Origin of the sequence: Peribacillus sp. RS7 (assembly GCF_041956845.1) — a bacterium.
In the GTDB taxonomy this organism is placed as follows: Bacteria; Bacillota; Bacilli; order Bacillales; family DSM-1321; genus Peribacillus.
Genome location: NZ_CP168135.1, coordinates 3,616,466 through 3,641,590, shown reverse-complemented (window position 1 = coordinate 3,641,590; position 25,125 = coordinate 3,616,466). Strand labels below are relative to the sequence as shown.

Sequence of the window (25,125 nt, the reverse complement as noted above, 5' to 3'; positions counted from 1 at the left end):
ATCAATGTTCTATTTTTCTTCCACCTTAAGCTCTAAAAGATAAGCTGCCAGTGCATTAATATCTGAATCTGAAAGTTCTCCGTAAGTACCGGTCATCGTGTTACCCGGTTTATACTTCTCAGGATCCTTGATCCAATTTTTCACATTTTCTTCCGTATGTTCCAAAACGCCAGCTATTTTTTGACGTTCACCGAATGTAGCCAGATTCGGTGCCTGACGAGCAGCCTCAGGCCTGCTGTCATTTGGTGTCACCGCATGACAACCTATACAACTTTGATTAAAGACATCTTCACCCTGTTTGGCTAGATCACCTTCCACGACAGGTTCTTTCGCCGCTTTCATATCTTTAGTCCAAGCTTCAAAGTCGCTTTTAGACTTCGTTACGACCTTAAAATCCATCAAGGCATGGGAAGGACCGCAAAGTTCAGCACATTTCCCGTAGAATAAGTTGTTCGAATCTTCCGCCTTTTCACTGTCGAATTCTAAGAAAAACTGATTGACCCCTTCTGTATTTGTATCCATCTTTCCACCGGCAGACGGTATCCAGAATGAATGCTTAACATCTGAAGCAGTTAGATTGAAATACACTTTTTGATCGGTCGGCACAACCAAATCCTGACTTGTGACAACGCCAAGGTCCGGATATTCAAACTCCCACCAATAAAGGTTCGCCCTAACATTCACGACAAGTGCATCCTTCGTTTTTCCATCCTTATCTTTCTTATCCATTGCCTTTGTGTCAGCTAAGTCGAAAGTCGTGACGACGGTTGGAACAGCCAGAACAATTAAAAGAAGGATAGGAATAACAGTCCAGATAATTTCGAGTTTATGACTTCCTTCAATTTGTTTCGGTATTGTTTCGTCGCCTTTCTTCCGACGGAAGCGTAGTAAAACTACAACGAACAAAATAATCACAACAATAATAACCAGTACCATGATCAGTGTACTCAATATCAGTAAGTCATACTGAGATTGCGCAACATCGCCAGCTGGCTTCAGCGCGGATAGAAATGGTTCGCCGCAGCCCGAAAGGACAAGTCCTACAATACCCAGCAGAGCAATTAGGCGCCATTTGTGCAGCCTTTTTTTCATAGCTTCAGAAACCCCTCTTTCGTCAAAATTTTCTCACAAAAATAAAAATGGGCGCAATTGCGAATATTCTCTCTATGTCAATTTCTAAAAAGAAAGAATCCCTAATCTAAGGAATTATTAAGATGATTCATGTAACCGCTCTTATGAATGACCCTGTTGAGGAGTTTTCCGTTAATATGTATGAATGGCGGTCAGTGCATTATTTATTTGTAAGCTGGAGCCTGTAAAACGAACAGGCCGCCAGCTTATATTAACCAAAACTAGATGAGTGTGACAATAACCATCGCTACAAATAAAATGGTCATATAATTTAAAGAATATACAAACATGGATGTTGCCCATTTAACATCATCTTTCTTTTTATACCCATTTATTCCTAAAATAAGCCAACCTGTGCTCAATAATGCAGCAAGAATAACCAGCGGAGTTCCTAATGGAGTTAAAAAGAAAGGAACGAACATTAAACAGACGATCCATAACATAATCGATCTTTTTGCAGCCTTGAACCCTTTTACAACCGGAAGCATGGGTACACCCGCTGCACGATATTCTTCGACACGCCTCATTGCAAGTGCATAAAAATGAGGAGGCTGCCATAAGAACATGATCGCGAACAGGACCCAAGCAATCTTATCTAGGCCCGGGTCGACGGCAGCCCACCCGATAAGTGGAGGTACCGCTCCGGATATACTGCCTATAATCGTATTCGAGACAAATCTCCGTTTAAAAACCATGGTATATAAAACAACATAGGCGAAGACGCCAAATGCACCAAGTATGGCCGTTGTCATATTAGTCAACGCAAGTAAAATCAGCCCTGCAGCAATTAAGCCAAAACTTAACGCCAATACCTTTGAAGGCTGTACTTTCCCAGTTACCGTTGGACGATTTTTCGTTCTTTCCATTAAATGATCGATGTCACGATCATAATAATTATTGAAACTGCAAGATCCCGCCATGATGAGCGCCGAACCTGCAAGTGTATAAAACACTACATCAAGATTACTTAAGAAGCTAAGCCCCGAAAAATGAAGGGCTAACCATACGCCGGTAAAAGCTGTAATTATATTTGAATTGACAATCCCCACTTTTATAAGTGCGAGAAAATCCTTCCAAGCTGTTGTTTCCGGTATATCTGATTGAAGGGCGGCTTTACTGTCCTTCATGACAGCTTCTGACAAACCCCTTGTTTCTGACATTTGTTTTCCTCCTTTAAATCATTCAGCACAGACGCAAATGCAGAAAAAATACTTACAAATGCTATAGAACATTATTTCATACTTTTTGATATTTGTAACCAAGGAAGCGTAAACAAAAAGTAAATTATTTACCAATGACCGTGGCCAATGGAATCCATAAAGAGCTATCATTCTTAATATCATGCTTAATAACAGTAAAATTTAGTAAAATCATTTCTTCAATATATTAAAACACATTTTTGGAAGCTTTTGTGAAAATTTTTCGGATATTTTTGACCAATTTGTGTCTCAAAAATTTCACTGCAGTTGTAAGATGGATGTCCATCAAGAACATGAATAGTAAGCTTTTATCATCATCCCCCAGGCTCTATCTCTATTTTGCTCCTACTTGAAGGTTTACACTCCCTTTATTTCTATCAAAGTCTCTTGTAACTTTCAACTATTTCAGGCATTTTAATTAATAGCTATAATATTAACTGAACTTGTAAAATCATTCTATTTTGTGTAATATCGAGGAAGTTCGACAAATATTTATGAAAAATCCTATGCTATTATTAATTTTATGGAACAACCCTAATTTGCTACAGAGAAAAAGGTGGGACTACTAGTGAAATCGTCTCTTAAATGGTTTGCTGTTTTAACTACGATTGTAATGCTTTTCATCTTACTGGGTGGAGCTTTAGTCACGAAGACGGATTCCGGCATGGGATGCGGAAGGTCCTGGCCATTATGCAACGGCCAATTGATTCCGGACAAAATCACGTTTGAATTGGTCATTGAGCTTTCCCATCGACTCGTTTCAGGTGCTGGAGGATTCTTGGTTTTAATTTTATCGTATATGTCTTGGCGAAAAATCGGCCATATCCGTGAAGCACGTTTCTTATCCGTCCTTTCTTTTGGTTTTCTGTTACTACAGGGGTTGATTGGAGCCGCTGCCGTTCTTTGGTCACAATCCGATTTCGTCCTGGCCCTTCATTTTGGGATATCACTCATTTCCTTTGCTTCCGTCTTTTTACTGACACTATTGATTTTTGAAGTCGACAAGAAGTTCGAAGCCGAGAAACTCATAGTTGACAAACGAATGAAATTCCATATTATTGGCGTATTGATTTTTTGTCTGGTAGTCGTATATACGGGTGCTCTTGTAAGGCATACAGAATCCAGTCTAATCTGTAAGGATTGGCCTTTATGTGTAAATGATAGCCTTGCGCTTCCCTCCAACCTTTATGAATGGGTGCAGATGGGGCACCGTGCAATGGCTGGCGCTATTTTCATTTGGGTATCATACGTTGCTTATATTGCAAAAAAATATTACAAGAATCAAAAAGTGTTATATGGCGGTTGGATTGCTGCATTCATTCTCGTTTTTTTACAGGTTATCGCTGGAGCCTTTATAATTTTCTCTAGGCAGAACTTGTATATCGCATTGGCACACGCTTTATTCATTGCCTGCTTTTTTGGTGTACTGAGTTATTTGATGCTACTGACATCAAGAAGTAAAAAAAATGCCCTAGCCAAGCAAAAAGGGAACTCTGCCCACACAGTCAAAGGACAGGATGAACATGATATAACACCAACGATACCCGCCCGTTAATGTCTGATTGTTCAAGCAAATAAGATAATAAGGTAAAACAAAAACCACCATTCTGGAGAATGGTGGTTTTTGTTTTACCTTAAGGAGAAATTCAATGACCGTACATCGCCTAAAAGAGGCTACAGGGCAGCTTGAAACCTCAAGCATACCCAACATACCCCAAATCGTTCACAAGGCCACAGTCAGCGATATTACTTAGTTATTTCAATCAATAAATCACCAGTACTGATCGCTTCTCCATCATTTACATAGATGTCTTTAATGGTCCCGGAGAATGGCGCTTGTACGGTAGTTTCCATTTTCATCGCTTCCGTTATGATCAGGTGATCACCCTGTTTGACCTGATCGCCTTTCTCGACGACTACACGAATAACCGTACCTGGCATTGTCGCACCGATTTGTTCTTTATTTTTAGGATCAGCTTTCATTTTTGATATAACGGAAGATTTAATGTTTTCATCCTTGATGATCACTTCACGTGATTGACCATTCAACTCAAAATACACAACCCGTGTTCCATCAGCCAAAGGTTGGCCGATTGAAACTAGTTTAACGATGAGCGTTTTTCCCTTTTCAATTTCAACTTCGATTTCTTCACCTAGCCTCATGCCATATAAGAAAGTCGCGGTATCAAGGTTGGAAACATCTCCAAACAGCTCAATTGTTTTATTGTAATCCAAGAATACTTTTGGATATAGGGCATATGCAAGCACATCGAAATCAGTGACAGGCCGTCCCAATTCCTTGAATAATTCTTCTTTAAGAGCAGCAAAGTCCACTTCTTCCAATAATTCACCCGGTCTTACCGTTATAGGTTTTTTCCCTTTCAGAATAACTTCCTGAAGCTCTTTCGGGAATCCACCAACTGGCTGACCCAGATAGCCTTCGAATAACTCTATGACTGAATCAGGAAAATCGATGGTTTTTCCTTTTGTCAGGACATCTTCTTCAGACAGGTTATTTTGCACCATGAATAAAGCCATGTCCCCAACGACTTTGGATGAAGGCGTCACTTTTACGATATCACCGAACATCGCATTGACGCGCTGGTACATTTCTTTCACTTCATGCCAGCGGTCTCCCAGCCCCACAGCTTTAGCTTGCTGCTGTAGATTACTATATTGACCGCCAGGCATCTCGTGTTTGTAAACTTCGGTATGAGGAGCATTCATGCCACTTTCGAAGTCATGATAGAATTTCCTGACCTCTCCCCAGTATTCTCCTAAACGCTCTAGTGAATCGACTTCCAATTTAGGTTGTCTGCTTGACCCCTCCAGTGCATAATGAAGTGTTTGTACACTTGGCTGTGAAGTCAGGCCAGCTAAAGACCCAATCGCCGTATCAACGATATCCACACCAGCTTCAATCGCTTTTGAATACATGTAAATCCCATTTCCACTTGTATCATGAGTATGGAGATGGATCGGAAGGGACGTCGTTGCTTTCAGTTCTGACACAAGACGGTAAGCAGCATCCGGTTTCAAGAGGCCAGCCATATCCTTGATCGCTAAAATATGGGCACCGGCATGTTCTAATTCCACCGCCATTTTTTTATAGTATTCGATATTATATTTGCTGCGTGACGGATCATTCAAATCCCCGGTATAACAAATGGCCGCTTCCGCAATTTTCCCGGATTGACGGACTGAATCTATAGCCACTTCCATCCCTTTAACCCAGTTTAAACTATCGAAGATCCGGAAAACATCAATGCCGGCATCCGCTGATTTTTCTACGAATTCACGAATGACATTATCAGGGTAATTTTTATAACCAACTGCATTTGAAGCCCTTAATAGCATTTGTAAAAGGACATTCGGTGCTTTTTTCCTGAAACTTAACAGCCTGTCCCATGGATCTTCTTTCAAGAAACGATAAGCCACATCGAAAGTTGCCCCGCCCCACATTTCCATTGAAAATAAATCAGGAAGGAGTTTTGCTGTAGGTTCAGCGATATCAAGGATATCTTTCGATCTAATTCTCGTCGCAAGTAAAGATTGATGTGCATCACGGAAAGTCGTATCTGTGATCAATACTTCTTTCTGTTCTTTAATCCAATTGACCAGTCCTTCTGCACCTTGCTGTTCAAGTATATTTTTTGTACCCGAGATAAGCGGCAGGCCACCAACTTTAGGAATTGGAGCTGGATCGAAAACAGGTTTTTTCTTTTTCTCGACTCCCGGGAAACCATTCACGGTTACATTTCCGATATATGAAAGCATTTTTGTCCCACGGTCTTTTCTGATTGGGAAGCTAAATAATTCCGGTGTTGAATCAATGAATGATGTATCGTATTCCCCATTTATGAAATTCTCATGTTTAACAACATTTTCAAGGAAGGGGATATTTGTTTTAATTCCTCGAATCCTGAATTCCTTAAGGTTACGAACCATTTTAGAAGCTGCCTGCTCAAATGAAAGCGCATGAGTAGAAAGTTTAACGAGAAGGGAATCATAATACGGTGTGATAACCGCACCTTGGAACCCATTCCCAGCGTCCAGACGGACACCAAATCCTCCACCGGAACGGTATACCATCATTTTCCCGGTATCAGGCATGAAATTATTCAATGGGTCCTCAGTCGTCACCCGTGATTGAATCGCATATCCATGCGTCTTAATTCCTGCTTGTTCGGGAATCCCGATCTTTTTGCCATGTAGCTCATGCCCTTCGGCTATCATGATTTGAGATTGAACGATATCAATGCCTGTAATCATTTCAGTAATGGTATGCTCAACCTGCACCCGTGGATTGACTTCAATAAAGTAAAATTCTCCATTTGCCACCAGGAACTCGACCGTTCCAGCATTTACATAATCAATATTTTTCGCCAACTTGACTGCTGCCTCACAAATTCTTTCCCTTAAATCTTCTGAAAGGGAAACGGAAGGTGCCACTTCCACAACTTTTTGATGCCGTCTCTGAACGGAACAGTCACGTTCGTATAGATGGACGATATTCCCATGAGTATCAGCCAATATCTGAACTTCGATATGCTTTGGATTTTGTATGAATCTCTCCACATATACTTCATCATTGCCAAAAGCCGCTTTAGCTTCTGATTTTGCGCGATCATAAGCCTCTTCAACTTCTTCGGTTTTTCCGACAATTCGCATTCCACGGCCGCCGCCGCCTAAAGATGCTTTTATAATAATTGGAAAACCGTATTTTTCACCAAATTCCCTGACTTCTTCAACACTGGTCACCGGTCCCTCGCTACCAGGGATGACCGGGATATTAGCTAGTTCAGCTTGGGTTCTAGCTTTCACTTTGTCACCAAACATATCTAGGTGTCTGGATTCTGGTCCGATGAAGATGATTCCTTCTTCCTCACAACGTTTCGCAAAATCAATATTTTCAGAAAGGAAACCATAACCGGGATGAATCGCATCGACTCCGCTCATTTTGGCAATCGCTATTATGCCTTCAATATCCAGGTATGCATCAATCGGTTTTTTGCCTTCCCCGACCAAATATGCCTCATCCGCTTTATATCGGTGATAAGAACCATAATCTTCCTTTGAATAGATTGCAACTGTATGAATATCTAATTCCGTGCATGCCCGAAAAATCCGTATCGCTATTTCTCCACGATTTGCCGCAAGTACTTTTTCTATACGTTTCCCCATTGCTACCACCCTAATCAATATGTATTTTTATTGAATATATAGAAAAAAAGCGTGATAGATTCACCACTTTTTATTCATAAGTTTATTTCCCCAGAATAAGGAGACCGACCTGATAAGGCTCTTTTTATTGCTGATGTAATTATTTCGATATATTTTCATGTTTTCGTTTTTTACCTACCATAAATACAAAAAAAGAATCCTTACCATTAGCAAAAGAAAATTTAGTTATTATAATATATTATCAAAAAGTAAACAGTTGGATTTAACATACATTTAATATAACCATAATACTAAAATAAACTGAATACAATAAAAAAATAAAAAATTAAGTATATTCCCATGTAAAAACAAGGAATTCGCACTTTTTTCTGCCTAACGAATCCAATGTTAATTCAGCAAGGCATATTTCCCACCAGTCCTTAAAATGCTAGATTTGAAGGGATTTTCCATTGAAAATTCGAAAATAAAAAAACTCCATTGAGCTTCTGCACGTTCAAATAGTATGTCACATTCGAATATAGTATAACACTATTGACAAATGATTTATATAAATAAAAAACTCAAACAATCATCGAGATTTGTTTGAGTTAGTATGTTTTATTTATTATTTTTTTAATGATGCTTCATGCAAAACTGACAATTCCTGTTCAAGGGTTTCCAAAAGGGATTTGCCCTCGGTTTCCTCTACCAAGCCCAAGCGTACGGCAAAATCAATTTCTCGTGATAGGCCGAACATTTGTGTATCAAGTACCTCTTCATATAAAGGACATTGAGGCATAGTGAGATTTTCCATTTGAACTTTTATCAGTTTTAGAATCTTGTCAGCATCTGCTTTTAATAAAGCATAAGCTTTTTCTCGATGATTGACAAGCATATCAGATGCCATGTTAAATCCCCCCGCTCAGAGCGATTAAATCTTATCTTTAAATTCTACCTTTTGTTTTGTGAAAAAGCAAGGACATTGACAAACAATTTGCCCTTGAGATAACACAATCACCTCTCTACTGATTATACCAGCCATTAAAATTGTTCACCTTCTTGAAGATGTGACATTTCAATTATAATTGATTATAATTATTAAAGAGCAACAGAAAGGAATGAGATATTTGGAACCCATCGTATTTATTAACGGAAAAGTGAAATATCCAATTACACTAGATCCTGGAGTATGGATTTTTGATGACCGTAAAGTTGAAATCGATACATATTTCCACGCTGAAAGAGTCCAAGTCAATGAATTAGAAGAATATACGATTGCCGCCTCCAAACATTGGCAAAAAGAAATACAGGAAGGCGCAACCATGCCACCCACATTAAAAACGGAACGAAAGTTCGAGAAGCAAAGATTGCTCGAAGGGACTTTCGGCATTCCTTTTGAACCTTTTTTAAGAAATGCCGAACCTGAAAGCGGGGTAACGGAAGTGATCGTCACAACCGATGATAAGGAACTTACATTCCCGTTGGAAGCGGCACTTGAATTTTTCCTGGGCTTTTCCAAGGATGGAAAGCCGCTTAAAGTATCCGAGGGCGGCCCCATGGAAATTTACTTCGGTGATGCTTCCAACATCAATGATCCGATAAAAAATGTAAGGTCTTTCACTGTTAAATAAGACTTAGTCCATAGAACTTTATAGCAATCGGCAAGGGTCATCCCTTGCCGATTGTATTATAAAAGCGTAGCAGCGAGTTGGGCCAATCCAGATCTTTCCCCTTTTATCAACTTAACATGGCCGGCAATACGCTCAGTCTTGAATTTTTCCACCACATAGGTCAAGCCATTATTATATTCATCTAAATAAGGATGATCTATTTGCTCCGGATCTCCCATTAATACAATTTTGCTCCGCTCCCCGACTCTCGTCAATATGGTCTTAACCTCATGTTTTGTTAAATTTTGCGCTTCATCGATGATGATGAACTGATCTGGGATGCTCCTTCCCCTGATATAGGTCAGGGCTTCCACTTCGATCGAACTCATGCCTGCTAAGATGGCATCCAATTCCCCAGGTTTTTTCGTATTGAACAAAAATTGGAGATTATCAAATATAGGCTGCATCCATGGTCTTAATTTTTCTTCTTTTTCCCCTGGCAGATAACCAATATCTTTACCAACCGGCACAATGGGCCTGGCAACCAGAAGTTTCTTATATTGTGACAAATCTTCAGTTTGCATTAATCCTGTTGCCAAAGCCAATAAAGTCTTACCTGTCCCTGCCTTACCAATAAGTGTCACAAGCTGAATATCCGAACGAAGCAACAAATCAAGTGCCATCGTCTGCTGGACGTTTCTCGGTTTAATTCCCCAAATATGTTCCCCTTCGTACATCAATTTCTTAACGAACCTGCAGTTCTCATCCACAATCCCAATCGCAGAAGCTGAACTGCCCAGCGTGTCCTTCATCAACAGGAATTGATTTGGATAATATGAGTCTTTTGTCAGTTCTTCAAGTCCCAAAAAACTTTTTTCGTAAAACTTATTAAGATTATCAATCGATACAAACACTTCTTTATGCCCAGCGTATATATGATCCATTTCTACGACACGATCATTTAAAAAGTCCTCTGCCTCAAGACCGATTGCATCAGCTTTAACCCTGACGAGTGTATCTTTACTAACCAAAATGACCGTTTTTCCATCTTCCTTCGTCTCTTCTTCCAAAGATAAATTTTTTGCGACTGCCAATATCCTGTTATCGTTCGTTTTCTCCACAAAAATTTCCTGAAGCTTATGAAATGAACGGTGATTAAGTTCAATCCGTAAGCTGCCTCCATTATGAAGCGGAATGCTTTGATGAAGCTTCCCTTTTTCCCGAAAGTTGTCGATCAATTTCGATACTTGCCTGGCATTCCTTCCAATTTCATCCATATACCTTTTTTTCGAATCCAATTCTTCTAATACGACTGCTGGAATGACAACTTCATTATCTTCGAATGAATAAATCGAATACGGATCCTGCAACAGGACATTCGTATCTAAAACATAGATTTTTTTCCCCAATATGACGCCTCCTGCCTGCTCTTTAGGATATGCCTTACCATTTACTACACTCAGCAGTTATGTAGCGGACGAGACTGTTGATAAAATATATGTTCCTTTGCATAAAGATAGAAGAACATTTACAGACTATAAAGAAAACTTCCAGCTAAGAATGCTATACCCAACATGGAGTACACCATGATGCGCTGCATTTTATACTTATATGCATCAGACTTAGTCGGTGTGGACAGGCTGTAACTAATGAAAAACATTAAGGAGGTTGTACATTGCAAAAAATCGTTTTGTCAATCGCTGCTGTTCTATTGATGACAGGTTGCACAATGGATAATAATAATGAAGCGTCTGAAAATAATGGTAAGAACAATATAACGAATGTCAATAACTCGACCATTAAGGAAGCAGACAGAACTACAGGTCAGCAAACAGCTTCAAGACTCACAGGTTTGGCTAATTCCATTCCGGAGGTTAACGATGCCACCGCAGTCGTACTTGGCAAATACGCCATAGTCGGAATAGATATTGACCAAGATATTGAGCGTTCACAGGTAGGAACAATTAAGTACTCAGTTGGAGAAACTTTAAAACACGATCCTAACGGTGCAAATGCCATCGTCGTCGCTGACCCGGATTTAAATGAACGGATCAGGGAGGTAGCCAAGGATATTAAAGACGGTAAACCTGTAACAGGGATACTGAATGAACTGGCTGACATCACAAGTCGAGTCATTCCTGAGGTACCTGGTGATATTTTAACCCCAACGCCATCAAAGGCCATTGAAAGGGAAAAAAATAAACTTGATGATAAAACGGAAAGAAAAGAACTTGATGAAGAGCAAAATGATCAATCCAATCACTATAAAGAATGAATTTTTAGCAACCCGAAGTGAATCTTCGGGTTTTTTCTCTATACCCGCCATGAACCCGATAGTGTTAACGTTCAATTGTTAGTTTCACTTTATCCTCGTTTTACCATAAAAATATTGGTATACTTAAAAGCATATTCAAATTGAAGTGAGGTTCAAATAATATGAAGGTTAAATGTGTAATATGCGATCAAATTGAATCGATCCCCGACGATAGCCCAGAAGCTAAGAAACTTCGCAACCGTCCTATACATACCTATATGTGCAATACATGTAATCAACGCATAGAAGAGCGTACGAACGAACGGATTGCAACCGGAAACTTCCGTCTTTACCGGACAATCAAAAATGAAGATGAATGGTAGAATATTTTATAAAGTTTCTCTGATTGGCCTCACCAATGGAATCATGCTTGGATTGACAATGAAGTGGGTCGAAATGTTTTCCGGTAAACAAGTGTACAAGCTTTTATTGAATGTGGATTTCCTTCCTGTAATCGGAGCTGTTTCTTGGAATGAGGCATCGTTGTTCTTTTTCCATCTTCTTTTCTCACTGGCAATTACGTTTAGTTACGTTTATATCCTTTATCCTTTGAAAATTTTCAGGGAATGGAACAAATATACACTTGCCTTTTTCACGATAATTCCTGCCATCATGCTTTACTTTCCATTATCGGCGCTGTCTAAAACAGAAGTTGTCCTTCCTTCTGATTTGACAGCTTTCTTTTTGTGGTCACTATTACACCTTTTTTACGGACTGTTCCTCCCTAAAGCAATATAAAAAGAACCGTGCGGATATCGCACGGTTCTTTTTATCATCACTCGATATTTTTATACTTATCAGGCTCAAGCTGAATTTGGTCTAACATGATATCAATCAATTCAATCGGAAAACGTTGTTTTTTCATTTCATCTCCCATTAGATACTCGACGAAATAAAAAGGTTCTGTTTTTGAAACCGAATCGATGATTACCTGATGATCATCTTTCAACATCTGCATGAAAAACATTTCTGTATCGCGTGCAGCTGTATCATCAGGCCTTGCATCACAGACAACTTTGATTGTCAACCAATTGTATAAAGCATCCTGTAATGATTTCATCATCTTAAGCCTGTTCTTCTTTTCTCGAATTGTGAAGACGGAATCTATAAATCCCAAGAACAAGTGAAGCGATGATTAATGCTTCCCCCATGGGAAGAAACACCGCAAAGAAAGAAAGAAGGGTACATCCAAGTGCCATTACCGCATAAATGACCACATTTTTTAGCAAAGGTAACTTTTTGGCAAAACCTAACTGATAGACAAGGATGCATAATCCAAAGATCGTCAAATATAAATACCACATTCCTGCTTCAGGATTTTCATCCACTCTGTACAATGCTGCAAAAAATGATAATCGCTCTTGGATATCCAATCTTTTCTCCTCCTCTTGCTATTTATTTTTCTTCAACAGCAACTTTTTTTCTTTTAGCTGCTCTTTCACGCTCGTTTTTATCAAGAATTTTTTTACGAAGACGGATTGATTCCGGAGTTACTTCACAGTACTCGTCATCGTTCAAATATTCCAGAGCTTCTTCAAGGGACATAATTCTTGGTTTTTTCATGGAAGAAGTTTGGTCTTTATTAGCTGAACGCATATTTGTCATTTGTTTCGCTTTTACGATATTAACAGTCAAATCGCTATCACGGTTATGTTCTCCGACAATCATACCTTCATAAATATCCGTACCTGGCTCAATGAAAATGACACCGCGGTCTTCTACTTGCATCGTACCATATTGTGTAGTTTTTCCAGATTCCATTGATACAAGTACACCTTGACGTCTTCCACCGACTTGACCTTGGGCCATTGGTTGGTAGCTGTCAAATGAGTGGTTCATGATACCATAACCACGTGTAATTGTTAAGAACTCAGTAGAATAACCAATAAGTCCACGAGCTGGGATCGTGAATAGTAAACGAACTTGACCACTTCCGCTATTAATCATATCTAACAATTCGCCTTTACGAGCTCCCATGGATTCCATGATAGAACCAGTGTGCTCTTCAGGTACATCAATTTGAACACGTTCAACTGGCTCACAACGCACTCCATCAATCAAACGTACGATAACTTCTGGTTTAGAAACTTGCAGTTCATAACCTTCACGTCTCATGTTTTCAATTAAGATAGAAAGGTGAAGCTCTCCACGACCTGAAACAACCCAGACATCTGGAGAATCTGTATTTTCAACTCTTAAGCTAACATCAGTTTGCAATTGGCTTTTCAAACGCTCTTCAATTTTACGAGCTGTTACGAATTTACCTTCACGGCCTGCGAATGGGCTGTTATTTACAAGGAAAGTCATTTGTAATGTTGGCTCATCGATACGTAGAATTGGAAGGGCATCAGGATGTTCAATAGGACAAACCGTTTCCCCAACGTTAATATCTTCCATACCAGAAACAGCAATTAAATCACCGGCAACAGCTTCTTGGATTTCAACTTTTTTCAAGCCAATATAACCAAAGATTTTCGTTACACGGAATTGCTTAACCGATCCATCAAGTTTCATTAATGAAACTTGTTGACCTACATGCATTTTCCCACGGAATACACGGCCAACACCAATACGACCTACATAATCATTGTAATCAAGTAAAGCCACTTGGAATTGAAGTGGTTCATCAGTGTTATCAATTGGTGCAGGGATCGTTTCAACGATTGTTTCGAATAATGGGGTCATGTCTTTTTCTTGTTTGGTAGGATCTGAATCCAAGCTTGCTGTACCAGCAATACCTGAAGTAAAGACAACAGGGAATTCTAATTGTTCTTCTTCAGCTCCAAGTTCGATGAATAAGTCAATTACTTCGTCCACAACTTCGTTTGGACGGGCAGAGTCTTTATCAATTTTATTCACGACAACGATTGGCGTGATTTTTTGTTCCAATGCTTTTTTCAACACGAAACGAGTTTGCGGCATACATCCTTCATATGCATCAACAACAAGTAAAACACCATCAACCATTTTCATGATCCGTTCTACTTCACCACCAAAGTCGGCATGACCAGGTGTATCCAAAATATTGATTCTTGTATCTTGGTATTGAACTGCTGTATTTTTCGCAAGAATCGTAATTCCGCGTTCTTTTTCAATAGCATTAGAATCCATCGCACGTTCTTCTACATGTTCATTTTCACGAAATGTACCAGATTGCTTAAGCAACTGATCCACTAAAGTTGTTTTACCATGGTCAACGTGGGCAATGATGGCTATATTACGAATATTTTCTCTTAATTTCAAAAAATTCACTCCTAAAAAAGTTTGTGTATAACGTATCACTAGTATTAACTTACATATTATATCACAAACATACTAGAAACAAATACAGAAATTATGTACAATAGATATATTAGGGGTGATATTAATGAATATTAAATGGAATTTCTTAATATTAGCGTTATTGGCAACATCCAGCATTGGCTCCATTGGCATCTTCATTGCTGAAAAAAGCTTGATTGGAATATTGGCTGCAATCGTTGTTCTTTGCGGAGTTATGGGGTTCGGTTTCACTCAAAAGAAGAAATTGCGTGAAGCAGGGAAGTTATAATATAAAAAACTCGCTGACAGACAGCGAGTTTTTTTGTTAATTATTTCAAAGTGAGTATTTTATTCCATTTTCACCAAGACTTCGGTCATGCCATGGACATTTCGAAATTCCCTTTCGGCTTGCCACCGTCTTTAACCAGGTTCTAATGGCTGGAAGTACCTGATAAGTATTTATCGAATATTTCTTTGTGCAGCCCAGGTTTAGAAACGAAGAGTGAGTCACCCTCTAAAAAATCCAATTTGTCACCTTTGATATTACTAACTTCCCCGCCCACTTCCTCAACCAGTAAAACTCCTCCGGCAAAGTCCCAGGGCATGAGTCTCATGGTTATGTATGCATCAATCCTTCCAGCTGCCACGAATGCAAGCTCCAATGCTGCCGAGCCATAAGAACGGGTCCCTCTTGCATCCCGGACTAGCGGTGCCAGAAGACTCGGATCAATCCTACGGTTTTCCGTTACCCAGCTTGCATTAATGGAAACGATCGCTTTGCTTACCGATGCCTCTTCAAGAGATGGGAGCCTTTGATCATTCATGAAAGCTCCCTGCCCCTTAATCGCATGATATAATTCATCACTAACGACATCATAAATCATGCCAATTTTTCCGATGCCATCCACATAAACCCCAAGGGAAATTGCGAAATTCCGCTGTTGATGAATGAAATTCAAAGTTCCATCAATCGGATCAATGATCCATACCGTTCCTTTTAGGTCTTTAATATCATTGCCCATTCCCTCTTCCCCAAAAATCCGGTGTTCTGGAAAGACTTCGCCGATTTTTTCACAAAAAAACTTTTCTATCCCCTTATCCATATTAGTAACCAAATCATTGGGATTCGTTTTCATTTCAATATTCAACTTGGTTGTAAAGGACGCCCTTAGCCTCGTACCCGCCTCTTTCATCCATAACTTCGCATATGTATCCATTTCCTTAACCGATGCCATTATAATATCCCCGTCCTTTATGATCAGAAACTACATTAAAATGATCCTCTTCTAAAGATTAAAGCAAATATAGCTTACCTTCAAGTTTTTCACATCTTAATTTTTCCATTTTTTTAAACGTATCAGGAATGAAGGTTTAATTCATAATACGATTTCCCGATCATGGGTAAGCCGGCACGAATCCCTTCAAATTACCTTGACTTGAACGGTTCCTTTCCTTATTAAAGGAATCCGACTCAACGATGCTTGATAATAAAATTCCGCCTCATATATATTGGGGAATTTAATGAAAAACGGACACATATTTTTTATTAAAATAAGTGTCCGTTCATCTATAATAAAATTCCTTGTATTGAAATTGATTCATTTCTTTTATTCAATCTCCTTCAAGTTCTCTGCAGCCAATCATTTTTTACAAGGCTTTCAGTTTCAACAATTCCAACCGGATGCGTTCAAGCCTTTGCTTGCATTGTGACCTCTTTTGGTCATTCTCTTCACCAATTGCTTCAAAAAGGGTTGCTAATTCATAGTCCATTTCCATTCTTAACACTGCAGCTCTATGTCTTTCAACTTCTTTAGCTTTTAATGCTTGGTTCATGACTTGTTTCATAATTAACATTCTCCCTTCATCAATTAACGTAATTTTCTGAATTTATTTTATTTTATCATATGACTTCCTACCACAAATAGCAACTAATTTGTGCTTTAACCCATAAGGAATTTTTTCAGGACCAATCCAAATCGTATTTTTTAAATTTTACTTTTACTTATGCTACAATATGTGCAGATATTACGGTAGGAGAGATGAAAATGAATATTGCAGGTTTTACAGCTGATGATTTTGGTGTCTTTAAAATTGATGGATTGGAACCCCGTGGATGCTTTAAAAGAACGTATCCAGCCCAAACTTCAAGCTCTTGGAGAACATTTTTCCCCACAACTGTCAGTGATGACGGGCGATGAAATGCACCCTCACGTCGAAAAGCATGCTAGACGGACAGTTAACCCTCCTAATGATACATGGGTTGTCCGCAAAATCTAACTTCAATAGTTCGTCCTTGCTTGATTTTTATTTACCCCTACCTAAAATAATATAAACTTGAAGAAGGAGTTTTTATGTAATGCAATTTGAAGGATTCACTAAGAACGATTTTGACACATTTAATATAGAAGGTCTTGACGGAAGAATGAAGGCAATTCAAGAACGGATTCAACCGAAGTTCCAATCGATCGGGCAAACGTTGACGGACGACCTTTCCTTGAATCTTGGGAACGAAATGTTTTTGCATATTGCAAGACACGCCCGAAGAAGTGTGAACGCCCCGAAAGATACATGGCTTGCGATAGCGGCGAATAAACGTGGATACAAACAACACCCGCATTTTCAGATTGGATTATTTGACGATCATGTATTCATATGGCTTGCGTTCATTTACGAATTGCCGAACAAAGAGCAAATCGCAAAGAATTTCTTGAAGAATATGAAGGAAATCAAAACGACCGTTCCGAATGATTTCGTTGTTTCGCTTGATCATATGAAGAAGGACGCAATATCAATGAAGGAAATTGACTTGAAAGAATCGCTTGAACGTTTTCGGGACGTCAAGAAAGCTGAATTCCTTCTTGGACGACACATTCCCGCAAACGACCCTATCTTGACGGACGGAAACGCATTCTTGAACGTTGCCAAAGAAACGTTTGAAACTCTTATTCCATTATATAAATTATCGTATAAATAAAAAAAAGCGTTCCGCCCGCTATTGTTGAACGGGTTCGGACGCTTTTTCATATGCCTTTTTATTTATCCACGAATTGAAATCTTCAACCGCTTCTTCACTTGGTTCATTGCTTCTTACCGTGACCGTCAATTTGCCAACCTTAAACATCTTGTTTCGTATGAGTTCATTTTTCATTTCGAATTCCGCCTTTTCGATTGATACCGAAGTTGTGGTTTCAAAACGGTTTATTGTGACAGTCGGAAAGAAACTTTTTGAATTCGCACTGGAATGCGTCAAGTTCGTTGGATAATCGTGCTTGAAGGTTATGACGTTTTTTCTCTTTCGGCCATTTGATCCGTATTCGGATTGAATTATCGGATGCACAATAAACTGGTTAGAAAAAGGAGAGCCTTGAAGGCTCTCCTTTCCTTTATTTTCGCACCAATCCTTTGCTAGCTTGTATCAAGTCACTAATTTGTTCTTCTTTACCAGTTTCAAAGCATTCGATGATTTTACTGCCGACAATGACTCCATCGCAGTATTGCATCGCATCACGAACATGTTCTGGCGTCGATATGCCGAACCCAGCAAGAACGGGAACGGGACTTAGCTCTTTCACCTTCTTTAAATAGCCCCCGAGCTCTTCCCCAAAAGCATCACGGGCACCTGTAATGCCTTTGACTGTAACTGCGTAGATAAAGCCCTCTGCCCCTGCGGTGATCTCAGTGATACGGTCTTTCGAAGACGTGAGTGTCACAAGTCGGATAAGCATGATCCCTGCAGTTTTGATAGATGAAAAGATGGCTTCTTCCTCAATCGGTAAATCGGGGATGATGCACCCGGAAATGCCTGCTTGAAGACAATCATCCGTAAACTCTTTAAGTCCATATGCAAGGATTGAATTCGAATATCCCATTAAAATAATTGGAATGTTAACATCATCTTGGATTTCCTTAACTTTTTTCAGGACATCTTTTAAAGTTGTTCCATTCTCCAAAGAACGGATGCCCGCCTGTTGGATAACCGGTCCATCAGCGACAGGGTCAGAGAATGGTATACCTAATTCAACAGCAGTTGCCCCACTTTCTTCAAGGAAAAGAAGCTGAGTCTTTAACCGTTCAAGACCGCCATCACCTGCCATAATATAAGGAATGAATGCTTTTTCCCGCTTTGTTAGACACTCTTCAAGCGCTTTTGTTAATTTATTCATGTTCATTACCCCCTATTAATGATTGGACCGTTTCTACATCCTTATCACCACGGCCAGACAGGCAAATCACCAGTCCTGTTCCTTTCTCCATTTCTTTAGCAAGTTTTAAACCGAAGGAAATGGCATGTGAACTTTCCAAAGCAGGGATGATCCCTTCCTCCCTTGAAAGCAACACAAGGGCTTTCAATGCTTCATCATCGGTAACGGAAGTATATTCCACCCTGTTGATATCTTTTAGGTAACTATGTTCAGGTCCTACCCCTGGATAATCCAACCCTGCTGAAATTGAATGTGCCTCCTGGATCTGACCGTCTTCGTTCTGCAATACATACATGAATGCACCGTGGAGCACCCCAGGTTTTCCCTTCGTCAAACTTGAAGCATGTAATGGTGTTTCCAGTCCATGACCTGCCGCTTCCACTCCATATAATTTTACGGATTCATCCTCAATGAAGGGATAGAACATCCCCATTGCATTACTGCCACCACCTATGCATGCGACTACTGCATCCGGAAGGGAATGAACCGTCTCCGAATACTGACGCTTCGTTTCATTCCCTATCACGCTTTGAAAATCACGTACAATAACGGGGAATGGATGAGGTCCAAGAACAGATCCCATTATATAATGGGTGTCATCCACATTTGCTACCCAATATCGTAATGCCTCATTCACTGCATCCTTCAGTGTCCCGCTTCCCTGTGATACAGATATGACCTTGGCTCCCAAAAGTTCCATCCGGAACACATTCAATTTCTGTCTCCTGATATCTTCTTCTCCCATAAAGATGATGCATTCCAACTTCAGCAAAGCACATACAGTTGCCGTTGCAACCCCATGCTGTCCTGCACCCGTTTCGGCAATCACTTTTTTCTTGCCCATTTTCCGAGTCAGCAAAGCCTGACCGATCGTATTATTTATTTTGTGGGCTCCAGTATGATTCAAGTCCTCACGCTTCAGGTAAATATCTGCACCACCTGCTAGTCTCGTTAAGTTCTCAGCAAAATAAAGAGGTGTTTCCCGCCCGATATATTGTTTCAGGTAATAGCTTAACTGCTTTTGAAATTCAGAATCTTTTTTAGATTGTTCATATACTTCTTCAAGCTCTGTAATAGCCGCCATTAAAGTTTCCGGAACGAAACGGCCTCCATATGCTCCAAAATGTCCAGTTTTATCAGGCTGTGTATAAGTATTCATCTATTCATTCCTCTTTTCCGGCTGTATATTTTGCCTCATTGATAAATGCTTTTATTTTTACAACATCTTTTAATCCGTTTGTTTCAACGCCACTGGCTACGTCAACTGCGAATGGTGAAACGGCACTAATCGCTTTTCCGACATTTTCCGGAGTCAACCCACCCGCTAGAATCACCTTCCCCCATGGCAAGTCCGCTTTTCGGATCATTTCCCAATCCAAAGTTAGTCCCTTACCGGAAGAACCCTTAGGAAGATCCACTAATAGATAATCTGCCGGGTATTCATGAAGGTTTTCAAGGTCTTTCTCTGACTGGATGGCAAAGGCCTTGATCACCGGCAGGGGCATTCTGCGGGCGAAGCTGGCAGACTCGTTACCATGAAGCTGAATATAATCCAATCCTGCAATTTCAGCACTTTTTATCACTTCTTGTTCAGTTTGATTGGCAAACACTCCGACTTTTTTAACATGTCCGGGTAGATTCGCCCCAAACTCACCTACTATATCCGGCTCGACTTTTCTGTTACTCTCGGCAAAAATGAAACCAATAAAGTCTGCCCCGGATTCAACAGCAGTCCGAGCAGCTGCCAAAGTCTTTATCCCGCAGATTTTCACTAACATATTAATCTCCTTATATACTCATTTGCAATTCCGCCATCGTATAAGGAAGATTTGATGAAGTCATCAGTGTCTCCCCGACTAAAACCGCTTTTGCACCAGCTTCCTTCACACGCATAACGTCTTCTTTTGTCTTTATTCCACTTTCACTGATAATGATATCGCGTTTTGGATCAAGTAACTTCGCTAGTCGTTCCGTTACAGCCAAATCCACTTTGAAGGTCTTTAAATTCCGATTGTTAATCCCTATGAGCTCTGCATTTAGTTCGAGTGCTCGTTCCAGTTCGGCTTCATCATGGACTTCCGTTAATACTTCAAGCCCATTATTTTTTGCATATTGATATAATTCATGAAGACGTTCTTTAGAAAGTGCAGCCACAATTAATAGAATGATTGTTGCACCAGCTCGATAGGCACGATCGATTTGAATTTCATCGATGATGAAATCCTTGCACAACCTGGGAATCCGTATCGCCTCGCTTACGGTTCTCAAATCTGCAAAAGATCCTTTAAAGAAAATCTCATCCGTCAATACGGATATTGCTGCCGCACCGCCGCTTTCATATGAAAGTGCCTGCTCGATTGGATTCACATTAATTTTAATGTCCCCTTTTGAAGGGGAAGCCCGTTTTATTTCCGCAATAACAGCCATTGATTTTGCCGTTTTCAAATTTTCTACAAGAGATGGTCTGACTATATTGATCAATACCGAATCATCTAAGTCCCTTTCTTTTAATTTTGCGACTTCCACCTTTTTCTGTTCGATGATTTTCGTTAAGATATTTTCCATTTACATGACCACCTTATTTCTATTGCCATAAGCAATTAGATTTTCTAACTTTGTAAGAGCCGATCCGCTATCCAGGCTTTCTTTGGCCATGGAGATTCCTTTTTTGATCGTAGCTGCCGTACCATGTGCGTATAATCCCAATCCAGCATTCAATAAAACGGTATCGCGATAGGCACCTTTTTCCCCTTTGAGAAGGCGAAGCATAATATCGGCGTTTTGTTTGGCGTCACCGCCACGGATGGCATCATTTCCGTAAACCGGCAGATCCACTTCTTCAGGATGCAGCGTAAATTGGGTTATATCCCCTTGCTCCAAAAGCACGAGTGAATTTTCACCCTGCAGGCTTGCTTCATCCATAAAACCGGCACCATTTATCACGACCGCGCGTGTCCTTCCCAATTTATGCAGGACTTCCGCAAATAGCTCGAGCATATCGCGTCGATTAATTCCCAATAATTGCGTGTCGAGTTGAACTGGATTTGTCAAAGGTCCGATAAGGTTAAATATTGTCGGGATTTTCAATTCTTTTCTTACTTTCATTATTCGTGCAATATTAGGGTGGACGGATGGGGCAAATAAGAATGTGATCCCATTTTCCTCCAGCAGTTCTTTTAACATGTCAGGCTCCAAGTACAAATTAACACCTAGCTCTTCCAATACATCCGCGCTTCCCGTTTTACTTGAAATGCTACGGTTTCCATGTTTGGCAACCTTGACACCTGCCCCAGCCAGTACGAAGGCCGATGCGGTACTTATATTGAAGCTTTGTGATCCATCTCCTCCCGTTCCGCAATTATCCATTACATTAAGGGAGCTTGTTTTTACACTTCTTGCTTCTTTTCTCATGACTCGGACAAGGCTTGCTATCTCACCTGCCGTTTCCCCTTTGGATTTAAGGGCTATGATGAAAGCTGCCATCTCGCTTTCGGTGATATCTTTAGAAAATAACGCTTGGGCTGCTCTGCTCATCTCTTCTTCCGTCAATGTTTGACGCTCTGCTAACTTCGCTAAATACTCCTTCACCACTAAACTCCCCCAGTCGTTTTTTGTATTTATAAAATGGATTGTCCCTTCTCTGATTGAAAGGTTCCGGCAATCTTATAAAATTGATGTAATAATTCCTTGCCGATTTTCGTCCCTATTGATTCAGGGTGGAACTGTAACCCGTATAGCGGGAAATCTTGATGTTTTAGGGCCATGATTTCCCCATCATCCAGTGCACTCGCCGTCACAGTCAGCTCATTTGGCAAACTCGCCCTTTCAACTACAAGAGAATGGTAACGCATTACCGGGAATCGTAGGTCCTGTTTCGCAAATACACCTGTTCCATCATGCTCGATGACCGATGTTTTCCCGTGCATGATTTGTTTTGCCCCAACCACGTTCGCACCAAAAACTGCACCAATGGCCTGATGCCCCAGACAAATGCCTAAAAGCGGAACCTTCTCATAAAAGCTACGAATGATCTCCATACTGATACCAGCATCTTCCGGCCGGCCAGGTCCCGGGGAAATGACGATTGCCATGGGATTCAATTCCTCAATTTCAGCAAGGGTGATTTCGTCATTCCTTTTTACAACGATTTCTTTTTCCACTTCCCCTAAATATTGATAAAGGTTGTAAGTGAACGAGTCATAGTTATCAATTAATAAAATCATTTTGTGTGAACCTCCATTAGAGCTCGTGCTTTATTTTGTGTTTCTTCATATTCCGTTTTTGGATCTGAATCATATACAATTCCTGCCCCTGCCTGTACATGTGCCTTGCCATCTTTAATGATCATCGTCCGAATGGCTAATGCCATATCAAGATCCCCTCCATAACCAATGAATCCTATTGAGCCCGAATACATCCCGCGTTTACAATTTTCCAGTTCATTGATCAGCTCCATCGCCCTGATTTTAGGAGCACCTGAAACTGTTCCAGCAGGGAGGCAGACCGTCAGCGCATCCAAACTCGTGAATCCTTCCCTAAGCTTTCCGCTAATCTTAGAAGCAATATGCATGACATGCTGATATCTTTGAATTTCCATTTCCTCGGTCAGATGGATTGAACCAATTTCGCAAACCCTCCCAAGGTCATTTCTTCCTAAATCAACAAGCATCCTATGCTCAGCAAGTTCCTTTTCATCCATCAGCAGGCTTTTTTCCAATCCCTTATCTTCTTCGTCCGTTTTCCCTCTCGGCCTTGTACCGGCAATGGGATTAACGTGAACCATTCCTGATGAAACACTGATCAAGCTTTCTGGAGACGACCCTAGAATGGTATAGTCACCAAATTCTATATAAAACATATAAGGTGATGGGTTGGCTAAACGCAGACGACGATAGGCATCGAAAGGTTCACCATCGAAGTCCGCTTTAAATCTTTGTGATAAAACAACTTGGAACACTTCACCAGCCACAATCGCCGCTTTAACATCAAGAACCATTTTCTCAAATTCATCCTGACTGAAATTCGACTTGAATTCCAAATATTCCGACGATATTTCCTTTGACGGTTTGCTTGCCTGATTGATTTTTTCCTTCATCCCCAATAAACTTTTTTCACTATCTTCTTCCGCAGTCAAAAGATGGATTTTTTGCAAAACATGATCGAATATATACAGTTCTTTATAAAAGAGAAAATGAGCATCAGGCATTTGCAGAGAATCAGGCGGCACCGAGCCTATATTTTCATATAGCCGAATGATATCATAGCCCATATAGCCGATTGCACCTCCATTAAATGGCGGAAGATGTACGGGGGCCTCTCCTATCTCAACTAACAATTCATTTTTTAGAAACTCGATGATATTGATGTTCTTTACGATTTGGTCACCAGTTTCAGGGTCTTTCACATATACTTGGTTAGCGAGCGATGTCACCTCCAAGTATGGGTTTGAACCTAGATAAGAATAGCGCCCGTTGTCATGATGCGAATTGGAACTTTCCAATAAAAATTTCTGTTCCCCATCCATTTTCTGAAATATGGCAATGGGTGTGTGGATATCCCCTTCAATTGTGTCCATTTTGAAGCGGAGTATTTTTTTTTCATCCAAATTGTTCATCTCAATTCCCTCCCAATTCTTATACGATCATATAAACTGTTAAAAGGGCAGACCCTTTTGACGAGTGCCGGAGTTTCCAGTTACTCTGAATATTTTTTGACTTTTCCTCTAAAAGGTATTTATATTGAAAATCCCATAAAAAAATCCCCTGCAAACACAAATATGTGTCTGCAGAGGACGGTATACCGCGGTGCCACCTCAAGTTGGAAAAACGCATCATTTTTCCCTCTCAAGCAAGAAATGAAAGTTTCTTGCGAATACCCTTTAACGGTGGCAGCCGAGTTTCCCTACTTATTTCAAGAAACCACTCATAAGTCCATTCATCTTCTTATATCGTACCGGTTTCCACCTTTTCCGGCTCTCTGTGACGCATCTAAAAAGATTACTACTCTTATTCATAGATTTAATTATCATTTTCATAAAAACGCAAAAAGGGCCCTCATCCAAAGGACGAGGAACCCGTGGTACCACCTTAATTAGCTAAATTAGCTCACTTTACGGCATTAACATGCCTATCTCCATTAACGATGAGATAATCGCCAAAGCCTACTCCGTCAATCCGTTTCGGTTTGGGGCTCGGAAGTCCATTCGCTTAAATTCGTTCACCAGTTTTCAGCAACCACTGGCTCTC

Annotated in this window: 25 protein-coding genes, 1 pseudogene and 2 other annotated features (1 of these 28 running past the window's edge); of the genes and pseudogenes, 8 read left to right on the top strand and 18 right to left on the bottom strand. The window is 40.2% G+C overall.

What is annotated here, in order from left to right; all coding sequences use genetic code 11:
• Positions 1-9 precede the first annotated feature (9 nt).
• The gene (coxB, locus tag ACDZ29_RS18300) at positions 10-1,092 is read right to left on the bottom strand and encodes a cytochrome c oxidase subunit II (protein ID WP_289324304.1); all 1,083 of its coding nucleotides are present in this window, start codon (positions 1,090-1,092) and stop codon (positions 10-12) included.
• A 260-nt stretch (positions 1,093-1,352) separates the two neighbouring features.
• The gene (cyoE, locus tag ACDZ29_RS18295; RefSeq protein WP_289324303.1) at positions 1,353-2,291 is read right to left on the bottom strand and encodes a heme o synthase; all 939 of its coding nucleotides are present in this window, start codon (positions 2,289-2,291) and stop codon (positions 1,353-1,355) included.
• 607 nt (positions 2,292-2,898) lie between these two features.
• Between cyoE and ACDZ29_RS18290 the strand changes: the two genes are divergently transcribed.
• A complete protein-coding gene (locus ACDZ29_RS18290) occupies positions 2,899-3,885 on the top strand; it encodes a heme A synthase (protein ID WP_370014352.1) in 987 nt (328 codons plus the stop codon).
• Between the two features lie 191 nt (positions 3,886-4,076).
• Here ACDZ29_RS18290 and pyc read toward each other — a convergent pair whose 3' ends face one another.
• Positions 4,077-7,514 (bottom strand): pyruvate carboxylase, encoded by a 3,438-nt coding sequence (gene pyc, locus ACDZ29_RS18285; protein ID WP_375088319.1) that lies wholly within the window; start codon positions 7,512-7,514, stop codon positions 4,077-4,079.
• Positions 7,515-8,118: 604 nt separating this feature from the next.
• A complete protein-coding gene (locus ACDZ29_RS18280) occupies positions 8,119-8,400 on the bottom strand; it encodes a YlaN family protein (protein WP_034313996.1) in 282 nt (93 codons plus the stop codon).
• A 220-nt stretch (positions 8,401-8,620) separates the two neighbouring features.
• Between ACDZ29_RS18280 and ACDZ29_RS18275 the strand changes: the two genes are divergently transcribed.
• Positions 8,621-9,124 (top strand): peptidyl-prolyl cis-trans isomerase, encoded by a 504-nt coding sequence (locus ACDZ29_RS18275; protein WP_289324300.1) that lies wholly within the window; start codon positions 8,621-8,623, stop codon positions 9,122-9,124.
• A 56-nt stretch (positions 9,125-9,180) separates the two neighbouring features.
• Here ACDZ29_RS18275 and ACDZ29_RS18270 read toward each other — a convergent pair whose 3' ends face one another.
• Positions 9,181-10,512 (bottom strand): PhoH family protein, encoded by a 1,332-nt coding sequence (locus tag ACDZ29_RS18270; protein WP_289324299.1) that lies wholly within the window; start codon positions 10,510-10,512, stop codon positions 9,181-9,183.
• Between the two features lie 266 nt (positions 10,513-10,778).
• Between ACDZ29_RS18270 and ACDZ29_RS18265 the strand changes: the two genes are divergently transcribed.
• The 3 genes from ACDZ29_RS18265 to ACDZ29_RS18255 all read left to right on the top strand — a co-directional run bounded on the left by ACDZ29_RS18265 (position 10,779) and on the right by ACDZ29_RS18255 (position 12,155).
• Positions 10,779-11,378: a YhcN/YlaJ family sporulation lipoprotein gene (locus tag ACDZ29_RS18265; RefSeq protein WP_375088318.1), complete on the top strand. Its 600-nt coding sequence runs from the start codon at positions 10,779-10,781 to the stop codon at positions 11,376-11,378.
• A gap of 161 nt (positions 11,379-11,539) precedes the next feature.
• The gene (locus ACDZ29_RS18260; protein ID WP_072272690.1) at positions 11,540-11,740 is read left to right on the top strand and encodes a YlaI family protein; all 201 of its coding nucleotides are present in this window, start codon (positions 11,540-11,542) and stop codon (positions 11,738-11,740) included.
• On the top strand, positions 11,730-12,155 hold the full coding sequence (locus tag ACDZ29_RS18255; RefSeq protein WP_289324297.1) for a hypothetical protein: 426 nt from the start codon (positions 11,730-11,732) through the stop codon (positions 12,153-12,155). Before ACDZ29_RS18260 ends, ACDZ29_RS18255 begins: the two co-directional genes overlap by 11 nt.
• Positions 12,156-12,192: 37 nt before the next feature.
• Here the strand turns inward: ACDZ29_RS18255 and ACDZ29_RS18250 are convergent, their stop codons facing one another.
• The 3 genes from ACDZ29_RS18250 to typA are packed head-to-tail and all read right to left on the bottom strand — an operon-like array spanning position 12,193 to position 14,660.
• On the bottom strand, positions 12,193-12,477 hold the full coding sequence (locus tag ACDZ29_RS18250; RefSeq protein WP_289317268.1) for a hypothetical protein: 285 nt from the start codon (positions 12,475-12,477) through the stop codon (positions 12,193-12,195).
• Between the two features lie 4 nt (positions 12,478-12,481).
• Positions 12,482-12,790 (bottom strand): YlaH-like family protein, encoded by a 309-nt coding sequence (locus ACDZ29_RS18245; protein ID WP_289317269.1) that lies wholly within the window; start codon positions 12,788-12,790, stop codon positions 12,482-12,484.
• A 22-nt stretch (positions 12,791-12,812) separates the two neighbouring features.
• A complete protein-coding gene (gene typA, locus ACDZ29_RS18240; RefSeq protein WP_289324296.1) occupies positions 12,813-14,660 on the bottom strand; it encodes a translational GTPase TypA in 1,848 nt (615 codons plus the stop codon).
• A 124-nt stretch (positions 14,661-14,784) separates the two neighbouring features.
• Here typA and ACDZ29_RS18235 point away from each other — a divergent pair, with 124 nt between their 5' ends.
• Entirely contained in the window at positions 14,785-14,967 is a 183-nt protein-coding gene (locus ACDZ29_RS18235; protein WP_289317271.1) for a YlaF family protein, read from the top strand.
• A 142-nt stretch (positions 14,968-15,109) separates the two neighbouring features.
• Here ACDZ29_RS18235 and ACDZ29_RS18230 read toward each other — a convergent pair whose 3' ends face one another.
• Together ACDZ29_RS18230 and ACDZ29_RS18225 are read right to left on the bottom strand one after the other, a co-directional pair.
• A complete protein-coding gene (locus ACDZ29_RS18230; RefSeq protein ID WP_289324294.1) occupies positions 15,110-15,913 on the bottom strand; it encodes an inositol monophosphatase family protein in 804 nt (267 codons plus the stop codon).
• Between the two features lie 412 nt (positions 15,914-16,325).
• Positions 16,326-16,523, bottom strand: a complete 198-nt coding sequence (locus tag ACDZ29_RS18225) for a hypothetical protein (RefSeq protein ID WP_034314018.1) — start codon at positions 16,521-16,523, stop codon at positions 16,326-16,328.
• 200 nt (positions 16,524-16,723) lie between these two features.
• On the opposite strand from ACDZ29_RS18225, the pseudogene ACDZ29_RS18220 reads away from it, so the two are divergent.
• Together ACDZ29_RS18220 and ACDZ29_RS18215 are read left to right on the top strand one after the other, a co-directional pair.
• Positions 16,724-16,940 (top strand): annotated as a pseudogene (locus tag ACDZ29_RS18220) (DUF1054 family protein); the annotation flags it as partial.
• A 94-nt stretch (positions 16,941-17,034) separates the two neighbouring features.
• Complete coding sequence (locus tag ACDZ29_RS18215) at positions 17,035-17,652, top strand: YktB family protein (protein ID WP_289317273.1); 618 nt, start codon at positions 17,035-17,037, stop codon at positions 17,650-17,652.
• A gap of 18 nt (positions 17,653-17,670) precedes the next feature.
• Here the strand turns inward: ACDZ29_RS18215 and ACDZ29_RS18210 are convergent, their stop codons facing one another.
• Genes ACDZ29_RS18210 through trpE form a run of 8 tightly spaced genes read right to left on the bottom strand, consistent with a single transcriptional unit; the run spans position 17,671 to position 24,494 of the window.
• Positions 17,671-18,015, bottom strand: coding sequence for a hypothetical protein (locus ACDZ29_RS18210; protein WP_370014348.1), 345 nt, complete (start codon positions 18,013-18,015; stop codon positions 17,671-17,673).
• A gap of 46 nt (positions 18,016-18,061) precedes the next feature.
• Positions 18,062-18,841, bottom strand: coding sequence for a tryptophan synthase subunit alpha (trpA, locus tag ACDZ29_RS18205; protein WP_289324292.1), 780 nt, complete (start codon positions 18,839-18,841; stop codon positions 18,062-18,064).
• Positions 18,834-20,039, bottom strand: coding sequence for a tryptophan synthase subunit beta (gene trpB / locus ACDZ29_RS18200; protein ID WP_375088317.1), 1,206 nt, complete (start codon positions 20,037-20,039; stop codon positions 18,834-18,836). Before trpB ends, trpA begins: the two co-directional genes overlap by 8 nt.
• Positions 20,040-20,043: 4 nt before the next feature.
• Positions 20,044-20,658: an N-(5'-phosphoribosyl)anthranilate isomerase gene (locus ACDZ29_RS18195; RefSeq protein WP_375088316.1), complete on the bottom strand. Its 615-nt coding sequence runs from the start codon at positions 20,656-20,658 to the stop codon at positions 20,044-20,046.
• A 10-nt stretch (positions 20,659-20,668) separates the two neighbouring features.
• Positions 20,669-21,445 (bottom strand): indole-3-glycerol phosphate synthase TrpC, encoded by a 777-nt coding sequence (trpC, locus tag ACDZ29_RS18190; protein WP_375088315.1) that lies wholly within the window; start codon positions 21,443-21,445, stop codon positions 20,669-20,671.
• On the bottom strand, positions 21,446-22,468 hold the full coding sequence (gene trpD / locus ACDZ29_RS18185; RefSeq protein ID WP_289317278.1) for an anthranilate phosphoribosyltransferase: 1,023 nt from the start codon (positions 22,466-22,468) through the stop codon (positions 21,446-21,448).
• A 29-nt stretch (positions 22,469-22,497) separates the two neighbouring features.
• The gene (locus ACDZ29_RS18180; RefSeq protein WP_375088314.1) at positions 22,498-23,103 is read right to left on the bottom strand and encodes an anthranilate synthase component II; all 606 of its coding nucleotides are present in this window, start codon (positions 23,101-23,103) and stop codon (positions 22,498-22,500) included.
• Positions 23,100-24,494, bottom strand: a complete 1,395-nt coding sequence (gene trpE, locus ACDZ29_RS18175; RefSeq protein ID WP_289324288.1) for an anthranilate synthase component I — start codon at positions 24,492-24,494, stop codon at positions 23,100-23,102. Before trpE ends, ACDZ29_RS18180 begins: the two co-directional genes overlap by 4 nt.
• Positions 24,495-24,664: 170 nt before the next feature.
• Positions 24,665-24,902: a binding site (T-box leader), on the bottom strand.
• 35 nt (positions 24,903-24,937) lie between these two features.
• Positions 24,938-25,125: a binding site (T-box leader), on the bottom strand (it continues 43 nt past the right edge of the window).